At 72.0% G+C, this 11,162-nt stretch carries 9 protein-coding genes; 3 read left to right on the top strand and 6 right to left on the bottom strand.

Annotated features, from left to right (window positions below; genetic code table 11):
• The coding region (locus tag FNQ90_RS04100; RefSeq protein ID WP_182605009.1) for an ATP-binding protein at window positions 1-1,893 on the bottom strand (1,893 nt) is incomplete at its 3' end.
• Window positions 1,894-2,276: 383 nt separating this feature from the next.
• On the opposite strand from FNQ90_RS04100, the gene FNQ90_RS04095 reads away from it, so the two are divergent.
• On the top strand, window positions 2,277-2,633 hold the full coding sequence (locus tag FNQ90_RS04095; RefSeq protein ID WP_182605008.1) for an STAS domain-containing protein: 357 nt from the start codon (window positions 2,277-2,279) through the stop codon (window positions 2,631-2,633).
• A gap of 34 nt (window positions 2,634-2,667) precedes the next feature.
• On the opposite strand, the gene FNQ90_RS04090 is transcribed toward FNQ90_RS04095, so the two are convergent.
• Both FNQ90_RS04090 and FNQ90_RS04085 read right to left on the bottom strand, forming a co-directional pair.
• Complete coding sequence (locus tag FNQ90_RS04090; protein WP_182605007.1) at window positions 2,668-4,359, bottom strand: putative glycoside hydrolase; 1,692 nt, start codon at window positions 4,357-4,359, stop codon at window positions 2,668-2,670.
• Window positions 4,360-4,677: 318 nt separating this feature from the next.
• Window positions 4,678-4,827: a hypothetical protein gene (locus tag FNQ90_RS04085; RefSeq protein WP_153426656.1), complete on the bottom strand. Its 150-nt coding sequence runs from the start codon at window positions 4,825-4,827 to the stop codon at window positions 4,678-4,680.
• 170 nt (window positions 4,828-4,997) lie between these two features.
• Between FNQ90_RS04085 and FNQ90_RS04080 the strand changes: the two genes are divergently transcribed.
• Window positions 4,998-5,744, top strand: coding sequence for an HAD family hydrolase (locus tag FNQ90_RS04080; RefSeq protein ID WP_182605006.1), 747 nt, complete (start codon window positions 4,998-5,000; stop codon window positions 5,742-5,744).
• 81 nt (window positions 5,745-5,825) lie between these two features.
• On the opposite strand, the gene dhaL is transcribed toward FNQ90_RS04080, so the two are convergent.
• Window positions 5,826-6,590, bottom strand: coding sequence for a dihydroxyacetone kinase subunit DhaL (gene dhaL / locus FNQ90_RS04075; RefSeq protein WP_182605010.1), 765 nt, complete (start codon window positions 6,588-6,590; stop codon window positions 5,826-5,828).
• A 64-nt stretch (window positions 6,591-6,654) separates the two neighbouring features.
• Window positions 6,655-7,653 carry a dihydroxyacetone kinase subunit DhaK gene (locus tag FNQ90_RS04070; protein WP_182605005.1) on the bottom strand — a complete coding sequence of 333 codons (999 nt, stop codon included), beginning with the start codon at window positions 7,651-7,653 and terminating at the stop codon, window positions 6,655-6,657.
• A 593-nt stretch (window positions 7,654-8,246) separates the two neighbouring features.
• Here FNQ90_RS04070 and FNQ90_RS04065 point away from each other — a divergent pair.
• A complete protein-coding gene (locus FNQ90_RS04065; RefSeq protein ID WP_182605004.1) occupies window positions 8,247-9,677 on the top strand; it encodes a sodium/glutamate symporter in 1,431 nt (476 codons plus the stop codon).
• A gap of 31 nt (window positions 9,678-9,708) precedes the next feature.
• On the opposite strand, the gene FNQ90_RS04060 is transcribed toward FNQ90_RS04065, so the two are convergent.
• Complete coding sequence (locus tag FNQ90_RS04060; protein ID WP_182605003.1) at window positions 9,709-11,025, bottom strand: amino acid deaminase/aldolase; 1,317 nt, start codon at window positions 11,023-11,025, stop codon at window positions 9,709-9,711.
• Window positions 11,026-11,162: the final 137 nt, after the last annotated feature.

The raw sequence follows: 11,162 nt of genomic DNA, 5'->3' as shown, positions 1-11,162 counted from the left end.
CGGGGGGCGGCGCACACCGGTGCCGGTGGCGGTGCCGGCGGCGGTGCCGGCGGTCACCGGTTCCCGGGACGGGGTACCCAGTGCGTCGCCGATGTAGGGAAGGGCCTTCTCCGCCGTGTCCGCGCGCTCGGGGAGCGCGGGGCGTCCGGGGGCGTCCGCGTCGGTCACGGAGGCCTCGGGCAGGTGATCCCCACCGAAGGGCAGTCGCACGATGAAGGTGGTCCCCTCGCCCTCGACGCTCTCCGCGGTGATGGTGCCGCCGTGCAGCGCGACCAGTTCCCGGACCAGGGCCAGGCCGATACCGCTGCCCTCGTTGGAACGGGAGCGGACGTTCTCGATGCGGTGGAAGCGTTCGAACAGCGCGGGTATCTCGGCCGCCGCCACTCCGCTGCCGGTGTCCGAGACACGCAGCACCGCTCGGTCGCCCTCCGCCGAGAGGCGAACGGCGACCGAACCCTCCAGGGTGAACTTCAGGGCGTTGCCGAGCAGGTTGAAGACGATCTTCTCCCACATGTCACGGTCGACACGGACCCTCTCGGGAAGGGGCGGGCAGTCCACCCGGTAGGCCAGTCCGGCGCGCTCCATCGCGGAGCGGAAGACACCGGCGAGGTCGGTGGTCAGCCCCGCGAGATCCAGTGATTCGAAACGGGCCCGCATCCGACCCGCCTCGATGCGGGAGAAATCCAGGAGCGTGTTGACCAGCTTGCCGAGTCGCAGGGTGTTGCGGTGCATGACCTCCAGGTCGCCCCGCAGGTCGGGGTGGATGTCGGCCGATCGGGCGCGCAACTCGGCGAGCGGACCGGTGATCAGGGTCAGCGGGGTGCGGAACTCGTGGCTGACGTTGGAGAAGAAGAGGGTCTTGGCCCGGTCCAGCTCGGCCAGTTCCTCGGCCCGCCGCTGCTGCGCCCGATAGGCCACCGCTCCGTTGATCAGGGACGCGGTCTGCCGGGCGACGAGCTCCAGGAAGGCCCGGTACTCCTCGTCCAGCGGGCGCCCCGAGGTGGTGACCAGCACCATGACCCCCACGGGCTCGGCGCCGGTCTCACCGGGCAGCGGCAGCAGCACCGCGTGGTCGGGCGGTACGGGCCAGTCGACGGCGGGCAGGGAGCCGAAACGCTTGCGCACGTCATCGATGACGACGGCGCGGCCGGTCCGCACCACCTCCTCGAGCGGCCACCCGCCGGGGCCGTCGGGCAGGGGACGCGGCACGGTGCCGGCCGGACCGACCGCGACGGGGACGGGATCCACGCCACCGTCGGGAGTCCTCAGGTGGATGGCGGCGTGGGGGATGTCCTTCCCCGCCCCCTCCAGGGCGCCGGCGACCAGGCGGCACGCCTCCTCGACGCCCCGGGCCGTACCGGCGCGGGCCCCGAGTTCACGCAGCAGCGAGATCCGGCGTTCGCCCACCACGCGCTCGGTGGTGTCGCTCACGCTGGTGAAGACGCCCCGGATCGTCCCCCCGTCGTCGCGCAGCGGGCCGTAGGAGTACGTCCAGTACGTCTCCTCGAGGAAACCGTGACGATCCACCGGCAGCAGGATGTTCTCGACCCAGATCGACTCGCCGGTCTCCATGACGGAGCGGAGCATGGGACCGACGATGTGCCAGACCTCGCCCCACAGTTCCTCGCCGGGCGTGCCGAGGGCCGGGTGCTTGGCCCCCAGGAGGGGCACGTAGGCGTCGTTGTAGACGAAACGCAGGTCGTCCCCCCACAGCACGATGATCGGGAACCGGGAGGCGAGACAGATGTCACAGGCGGCGCGCAGCGCGGCGGGCCAACCGGAGGGGTCCCCGAGAGAGGTGGTCGCCCAGGGGAAGGTCCGCATCCGACGGGCCATCTCGCTGTCACCGGCGAAGGGCGGACCCACCGGCACGGCGGGGTCGGAAACGGCCATCGCCACCTCGCTTTCCGGTCTCTGCGTGTCCTTCCGGGAACACTCCTCCGCCCCGGAAGCCGGTACGGCGATCCCCACCCGGCCCCACCTGCCCGGTTTCCCGAGGATCACCCGGGAGTGGTGGGGGAACCCGGGTCCGGGCACCTCTTCCGGGCTTCCGGGCACCATGGCTCCGTTTCCCCCACCGGGGTATCGGTTCCCACCGTACGACGGGGCGAGGACCTGTGGTTCTCGTAGACTGGTGGCACGGTTGCGTTCCCCTTCCCCGGGGAGCGGGGGGCGGCCGACGAACGGCGGTGCGCCGGAGACCGTGCGCCGTCCCTCCCCGGTTCGGCCGGGGCCCCGGTGGTGAATCGGGGATCGGTTCCGGGGCTGGAGGCTTGGTGCACAACGGCAATTTCGACGTCACGCTGCGTTCTCACCCGCAGGGCTATTGGCTGCTCGTGGTGACCGGCGAGTTGGACCACCACACCGCGCCGCGGCTGAGGGGCGCCCTGGACGAACTGCCCCGGGCAGCCGACACCACCCTGATCGTGGACATCTCGGGGCTGAACTACTGCGACTCCAGCGGTATCGCGGCGCTGGTCACCGCCTACCGGCGGGTGGTGGACCCGGGTGGCCGACTGGTGCTCGCGGGGCCCGATGACGAGATGATGCGGCTGTTCGGGATCGTGGGGTTGGACGAACTGTTCACCATCAGTCCGAACGTTGAGGAGGCCGCCGCCACGCTCTCGGCGTGAGCGGCGGCCCCGTCCCTCCGCCCGGGTCGGCCGGTCAGTCCCCGGCGAGCGCCTCGGCGGCGATGTCCAGTGCCTCGGCCTGGTAGCGGGCCCCCGCGTTCCAGAGCAGGAAGGAGGACATGTCGTTGTCCGCGGCGGCCCTGATCTGGGCGGCCACCTCCTCGGGGCCGTACTGGACCCCCATCGAGAAGTCCTGCAGCCAGGGCACGATCTCCACTCCGGTGCCCTCCGTGATCGCCGCGAAGTCCGCCAACGACCGGTGGGTGATGTCGTAGGGCTGGGCGTCCGGGTCCGCCACGCCGTACTCACCGGGGCCCCAGTGCGAGGGATAGATCATCGGGGCGATGTAGTCGACGTGCTCCGCCATCGCCGGGATGTCCTGGGCGATCTCGGTGGGGCGGGTGGCGGCGATGCCGTAGACCGAGACGCCCAGGCGGGCGCCGTGCGCCCGCACGACCTCCCGGGTGTCGGCGGTGAACGCGACGATCGACTCCTCCGGGGTCAGGTCCCCGAGTCCGGGGAAGACCTGGCCGTCCAGGCGGCCGTCGGGACGGCGTATGTAGTCGTAGAGAATGTCGTCGAAGCCCAGTTCCGCCGCCTCGGCCGCCAGATCCACGTGGTACCGCCGGGTCTCCGGGTCGGCGAAGTTGGTGAAGCTGAGGGAGCCGTAGGCGGTGTTCGCGCCGTAGGGCTCGCCGGCGGGCGTCTGCACCACCCGGTCGCGCAGACCGCCCTCCCAGGACGCGCGGGCGAGGATGGGGTCGCGGAAGGCCACGATGCGTCCGACGACCTCACCGCCCGCCTCGTGGATCTCCTCGATGGCCTCGCGCGCGTCGTACAGGGCTCTCACCGCCCCGATCTCCCGGGCCAGCGGCACCTGCGAGTCGTAGCCGATCTCCCCCGACTCGTCCTTGATGTCGAGCTGGACGGCGGTCAGCTTCCCCTCCCGGACCAGGTCCAGGATCGGCTCGCGCAGTCCGTCGTGTGCCCAGGCGGACGCGGTCAGGTGGGCGGCGCGGATGACGGGGAAGCCGACGGATATCTCCACCTCGGCGGTGGTGGTGTTGCCGGCCGCGTCGGTGGCGATCACCCGGACGGTGGCCCCCGGGCGGTCGACCGGAAGGGCGAACGTCCCCTCCGCGTCGGGCTCGACGGCACCGGCGGCCGGGCCCTCGGGAGCGGCGTCCCCGGAGTGGTCCGACCCGGTGGCGTCCCGGTCGTCCAGGGCGACGGTGACGGCGTCGGAGGCGGTGCCGGTGACGGTGACCGGCTCCCCCGGAGCGTCGGCCTCCACGGGATCCAGGCTCAGGTCCGGCGGGGTGGTGCGGATGGCGAAGGTGCGGGTGGCCGTGGCGTCCGCGGCCACCCGGAGGGTGTACTCCCCGTCCTCCAGACCCGAAACGTCGACGACGACGCCGTCTTTCGCGGGACGGGTGTCCACCGGTTCGTCGTTGAGGCTGACGTCGGCCTCGACGACCCCGGAGCCGTGTATCGACAGTTCCGCGCCCTCCAGGGTGCGGGCGTTGAAGACCTCGTTCTCCGGCAGGCCACGTATCTCCGGCTCGGAGGCGGTGCCGGACCACGGTGAGACGACGATCAGGACACCGATCAGCAAAAGTACCGGGACGAGGGCGAGGGTGAGGAGAAGGCCGCGCGAGGGGCGGCGTGCGGTGCGGCCGGACTCCTCCGGGGAGGAGTCCGGCTCGTCTATGCGACCGAGGGACATGTGGGGGGTCTCCCTCCGGGAGTTCCTCGGGCCGGGTCCCGCCGCATCCGAGCGGGGCGCGGGCGCGCCGGTCGGATAACGGCCGGGGTCGCCGGCCCGTTGACGGATCGGTGGGCGATCACGACCGTACCCCCGCCGGGGCGCGGAGGGGATCGGGACGTGCCGGTGGAGTGAGCATTCACGGCGTGTCCCCCTCGGGCGCGGGCTTCGCCCCGAAGGGGCACCCCTCCCGCGCACCCCGGGGCGGGCTCCGGAGCGGCATCCCGCCGCGCACGCCCGCGACCCGGGGCGTTCGCGCCCTTTTCCCACCCCCCTTGTTCACTTTTTCCACTCCGGCGGGCGCCCCAATTTTCGCACCACCGGAATGACATTCCATAATTCCTGATAAATTCGCGCCAAATCACTTTTTCCAGGGAATTGACGTTCATTGGATCCGGAAATTAAGATGGCGCCGATCTCTTCGATCACTTCGGCATTTCAGCGCCGGACCGGAAGTTCGGGCACGGCCGCCCCCTCATGAATTCATCGCGCCCCGCACGGGGGAAACGACCAGCGTCGTCGTCATCCCGCCGCCGTGCGTTCGCTCGGTGACAACAGCGCCGCCGCCCTCCGGGAAAACCCTCGACAAAGGACAGCACATGGCGTCGAAACTCATCCTCGGCATCCCGTTCTCCGCAGTGGTTTTCGACTGCGACGGCACCCTCATGGACACGGAGCACCACTGGATCGAGGCGAGGAGGGTGGTGCTGGCGGATCGGGGAATCACTCCGGGCTCGGATTTCTCCGCCCGGACCAAGGGAATGCACTACTCGGAATGCGGGCGCCTCATGGCCGAAATGTGCGGTCGACCGGAAAAAGCCGCCGAGGTGACCGAGCGCCTCCTGGACGAATTCCGAAAGCTGGTCGTCGCGGACGCCGTGACGGTGCCGGGAGCCGTGAAGTTCGTCGAGCTCGCCGCCGAACTGGCCCCGCTGGCCGTGGCCAGCAACTGTCCCCGGGACATCGTGGAGACCTGCCTGGAATCGGCCGGCCTGCTCCACCACTTCTCCCGGGTGGTGGTCCCGGAGGGAAGGATCCGTCCCAAGCCCCACCCCGACCCCTACGCCACCGCCGCCCGCCTGTGCGGGGCCGACCCCGGGGCCTCGTTGGCGGTGGAGGATTCGATGTGCGGCGTCCATTCGGCCCTGGCGGCGGGCCTGCGGGTCATCGGGGTGGGTCCCGAACCCCCCACGGGGGTGGAGGGAATGGAAAAGGTGGAGATGTGGGTGGAACGACTCGATGACCCCGCCCTGCTCGCGCCGCCCTCCGGCGGAGCGGCGGTGGTGCCCCCTCGGCGGGCGGAGGACGCTCCCGACACCGCCGGGAGGCCGGGGTTGCCGTCCTGAGAGTCCCCGGGGTCGTGCCCGATCCCGCCGGAGCGGGCACCCCGGGTCCACCGGTGCCGGCCCGGCGGGATCGGGTGCCGCTCACCGCCCCGCGGGTACCCCCGCTCCCGTACCGGTGTCCGTGCCGGATTCCGGACCGTCGAGCCGGGTGCCGGGAAGATGGGCTCGCGTCACCCCGCGCTCCCACCAGGGGGACAGGGCGGTCACGGGACCGGCCGCCGAGGCGAACAGCAGGGCCACCCCGACCGCCCCCGGGTCGGGGACCCCGGTGACCCGGTCCCCGAGATAGCCGGCCCTGCCGCGCCGGGCACGCAGGCGAGCCGTTTCCGACACCCCACGACGGGCGCCCCCGGCGGCGAGGGCGAGAGCCCGGTCCGCCGGGAGCGGACCGGCGCGACGAACCGCGGTCACCGCGGGAAGGAGCGCGTCCACCATCGTCTTGTCACCCGGCTCGGCCTCCCCGACCCGACGCACCGCCGCGAGACCGGCGTCGATCCCCTGTTCCACGGCGGCACCGGTCAGCACCGGGCCGGCCGCCCGGGCCGCCGCGGCCAGTTCCTGGAAGACCAGGCCGAACAAGGGGCCGCTGGTGCCACCCACCTCGTCCAGGAAGACACCGGCCATCATCTCCAGGGGGCCGGCGGCCGGTGGCGTCTCCGGGGACCCCGGGGCCCCGGGGGAACCGTCGAGCACCCGAATGGTGGTGGTGAGACCGACCAGAAGGTTGGTACCGAAATCACCGTCCCCGACCCGCCGGTCGAGATCGGTGAGTTCGGGTTCGGTGGTGGAGACCGATTCGGCGAACCATCGGACCCATCTCCCTGTGAAGACTCCGTCGCATGTCATGGTCATCACTCCCTTCCCCTCGCCGTCCCGGCCCTCGGCATGCCCGGGGGGTTCGGTGTCACGGTCACCACCGCCACACGGGCGTGTGCACGGGGGCGTCGTACAGTTCGAGCGTTTCCCTGTCGGTGACCATGAGGGTGAGGGAGAACCCCCGCATGTCCAGGGTGGTGACGAACTCACCCACCGCACAGCGGGCGGAGGTCACCCCGCGCTTGTGCAACAACCGTTCCACCGCGTCGTGGATCGCGTACAACTCCAGTTCCGTGACCGCCCCCAGGCCGTTGACCAGGAGGATCACCGGCTCCTCCCGAGCGGGGGCGAGGGCCGCCAACAGCGGGTCCGTCATCCGTTCCAGCAGGCGGGTCAGCGGCTCGCGCGGGATGGCCCGTTCCGCCCGTTCACCGTGGATGCCGACGCCGAACTCCACCTCGTTCCGAGCGAGTTCGAACGCGGGGTCACCGGTGGCCGGCAACGCGTGGGAACGGGAGGCGACCGCGAGGCTCCGGCATCGGGCGGTCACCCGTTCCCCCAATCGGAGCAGTTCCGGGAGATCGGCGCCGCGATCGGCCGCCGCCCCGAGCACCTTCTCCACCAGCACCGTGGCAGCGGTACCCCTACGGCCCGGGCCGGGCCCGTCGGTCGCGGTGGCCAGGTCGTCGTCGACGAGTACCCGGGCGCAGGGGATGCCCAGGTGCGCCAGGCGTTCGGCGGCGATGCCGAAGTTGATCCGGTCCCCGGTGTAGTTCTTCACGATGTGCAGTACGCCCTCCGGCCCCGCGACCGCGCGGGACGCCTCCAGGATCTGCCGATTGTGGGGTGAGGTGAACACCCGCCCGGGGCAGGCCGCGTCCAGCATGCCCGCGCCGACGAACCCGATGTGCAGCGGCTCGTGTCCGGAGCCCCCCCCGGACACCAGACCCACCCGACGCCCCGGGGAGGGGTGCCGGGCACGGAGGTAGCCGCCACCGGCGTCCCGCACGACCAGGTCCGCGTGGACCCGGCAGAACCCGTTCAGCGCGTCGGCGAGCAGGGACTCGGGCTCTGTCGCGAAGTAGGCGACCATGGCGGCTCCCGGCGTGATCGACGTCCCCCGGCGACCGGGGACCGGCTCTGTCGTTGCGCACAGCCTGCGGGGGCGTGAGCGAACCGGCAACCGGCGCGTGGCGGGCGTGGACGGGCGCGTGTGGTGTCCCTGCTCGCCGGCGCCCCCCGGCGCATGCCCCCGGGGCGTGTCGGCGGTGGTCGCACGGGGCACGGGTGGCGTCCCCCGGGACCCACCGGAACCTCGTGGCCCCGAAGTGGCCCGAGGGAACTCACGCGCCCGGATACCCCCGAACGAGTGATGTGGGGCCAGCCCGGGTCACTCGTTCGGGAACTCCGGGTACCCGGAGGGCGCGCGCCCGTCCCGACGGGGGTACGACCCCGGCCCGCACTCCGGCGTGCGGCGGGGAGTCGACCCCCCGGACCGCTCCGGGCCCCGGGGCGGGACACGCCCGCACGATTCCCGCTCCCGTACGCTCCACCGATACGGTGGTGCGCGTCCGACGCGACGGCGGGGTCGGCGAACGGGGCCCGCACGGAACTTCACCGAGCACCACAAAACTTCATACGAAACTTCGAGGGAAGTCCGAGTGAAATCCGAGTGGAAAAGGTGAGATGTCCCCGAACACCATCGGTTTCGCGTTGTTGCTGCTCGGGGCGCTGCTGCTCCTCGCCAAGCTCATCCGCGTCAAGTGGCGTCTGGCCCAGCGGCTGTTCATTCCCAGCTCCATCATCGGTGGGGGCATCGCGCTGATCTGCGGTCCCGACGTGTTCGGCCGGTTGGCCTCGGCCGCGGGCGCGGACGGTCTCGCCGACTCCGGAGTGTTCACCGTCGAGGTGTTGGAGGTCTGGGGGACCCTTCCCGGCCTGCTGATCTCCGTGGTTTTCGCCGGCCTCTTCCTCGGCCACCGGCTGCCCGGTCCCCGGGAGGCCGGACGGATGGCCGGGCCCCAGATCGCCTTCGGCACCGCTCTGGCGAGCGGGCAGTACGTGCTCGGGCTGCTGTTGGCCCTGTTGGTGCTGGGCCCGGTGTTCGACCTGCCGCCGCTGACCGGGGCCCTGATCGAGATCGGTTTCGAGGGTGGTCACGGCACCGCCGCCGGTCTGGGCGACACCTTCGCCGACTTCGGCTTCCCCGAGGGGCAGGACCTCGCGCTGGGCATGGCCACCGTGGGACTGCTCTCCGGGATCGTCGTGGGCATCCTCCTGATCAACTGGGGTGTGCGGACCGGACGCACCACGGAACTGCGCGCGGGGGCCGCGCCCTCGGTCTCCGAGCAGGCCGGTCTGGTGGAGAAGGAGAACCGTCGCTCCGCCGGCACCCTGACCGTGCACCCCTCCTCCATCGAGCCCCTCACCCTGCACTTCGGCCTGTTGGCCATCGCGGTGATGATCGGGTGGTTGATCCTCTCCGGGCTTCAGGCGGTGGAGCGGTGGTTGTGGATCGACACGATCGAACTCTTCGTCTACGTACCGCTGTTCCCGATGGCCATGATCGGGGGGATCGTCGTCCAGCTGGCGATCCAGTCCTTCGACCGCTACGAGATCGTGGACCGACAGCTGGTGGAGCGGCTCCAGGGCTTCTCCCTGGACATGCTGATCATCGCCGCCCTGGGCACCCTGTCGCTGCAGGTCATCGCGGACAATCTGGGTCCCTTCCTGCTGCTCACCGTGACCGGATTGCTGTGGTCGGTGGGAGCCTTCCTCTTCCTCGCCCCCCGGGTGATGCCCGATCACTGGTTCGAGCGCGGAATCGGGGACATGGGGCAGTCCCTGGGGGTGACGGCGACCGGCCTGGTGCTGCTGCGGATCGCCGACCCCGAGCTGCGCACCCCCGCCTACCCGGCCTTCGGTTACAAGCAGTTGGCGCTGGAGCCGTTCTTCGGCGGCGGATTGATCACGGCGGCCGCGGTGCCGCTGATCGTCAACTTCGGTGCCGGGTGGATGCTGGGCGGTATGGGGGTGCTGCTGGTGGTCTCCCTGGGGGCGGGCCTGTTGTGGTTCGGCCGGCGTCCCGGCGTGGACCGGCTCGACGAGCCCGCCTGAGGCCGCCGGCCCCCTGTTCGCTCCGCCCGGATCAGATGAAGGCGTGCCTCTCGCCCCGGTAGGTGGGGACGTCCTCCACGATCCGGTCACCGTCGACCAGGTGGAGTCGGTTGACCCGCTCGGCGGGTTCGCCCGCCTTGGCGTGCCGGAACCACACCCGGTCGCCCGGGCGCAGCTTTCGGGCGGCGGCGCCGACCAGAGGGGTCTGCACCTCCCCGGCCGCCTCCGTCGGGACGTACCGCAGACCGGGCGGGAAGACCGGTAGCGGCAGACGATCGCGTCCCGGCGGGCCGGAGGCGATCCAGCCCCCGCCGAGCACCGTCACGATGTCCGGGGCCGGTCGACGCACCACGGGGAGCGCGAAGAACGCGGCCGGGGTCGGCCGGAAGTCCCGGTAGCCGTCGAAGAGGGCGGGACCGTACAGGCCGGAACCCGCCGCAATCTCGGTGACGGTCGGTTCGGCGGCGGTGCGCGCCACGCTGCCGGTCCCCCCGCCGTTGACGAACTCCAGGGGGGTCACCGCGCGCACGGCCGCGACGGCGGCGGCGCGGCGCTCGCGCAGTTCGGCCCCGGAGAGTCGCTGGAGTCCCCGTATCGCGAGTCCGCGCAACGGCGCTCCCGGCGGCGCGTCACCGATCCCGGCGATCTGTGCCTCGTAGGCCATCACCCCGACCAATCGCAGGCCGGGGCGGCGGGCGATCGCCTCGGCCATGGCCCGGGCGGAGGCGGGGTCGTGCACCGGTGAGCGGCGGGCTCCGACGTGCAGGCGCCCGCCGAACAGCCGCAACGACGCGTCCAGTTCCAGGCACAGCCGCAGGGGAGGCCCCGGGGCGGCACGGCCCGCCTCCCGCACCACGTCCTCCAGCGGGTCCAGGTGTTCCACCGAGTCGACCATGAGCGTGATCCGCTCCCGGGCCGTGGGGTCGGTCACCAGGCGGCGCAGTGCGGCACGGTCGGCGGTGGGGTAGCCCACCACGACGTCGGTGAGGCCGGGGCTCCCGTCGGGTTCGTCCGCCGCGAGCATCAGGGCCTCCGGGAGGGTGAAGGCGAGGGCGCCGTGCCAGCCGGGGAGCCGCTCGGCGCGTCGGATCAGGGAGCGGCAGCGCAGCGACTTGGTGGCGACCCGCAGGGGTTTGGCCAGTGCGCGGCGGGTCAGGGCGTCGGCGTTGCGGTGCCAGGCCGGTAGGTCCACCACGGCGAAGGGGGGGTCGAGGTCCGCGGTGGCCCGCTCCAGTTGTTGGAACACCGCCCGGCGGACCGCCCCGGGCTCCGGGAGAGGCGCGGTTTTCCCGCCGGGGGAACCCGAGGGGTGTGCCGGGTGACGTCGGGTGGTGCCCTCGGCGGTCATCGACGTCCCTTTCCGCGTGGTGACCGGACGGCCGTCGGCTCCACTCGGGGGATCGCGACGGGTCCGGTGGTCGGCGACCACCGTAGCCGCCGACGGGAGCGGGTCAAGAGCGCCCGCCCCGGGAGGGCTGTCGGGGG

The organism is Streptomyces alkaliphilus (assembly GCF_014141535.1).
GTDB lineage: Bacteria > Actinomycetota > Actinomycetes > Streptomycetales > Streptomycetaceae > Streptomyces > Streptomyces alkaliphilus.
Note: the sequence above shows the minus strand (reverse complement) of the source record. Positions and strands in the feature narration are given on the sequence as shown.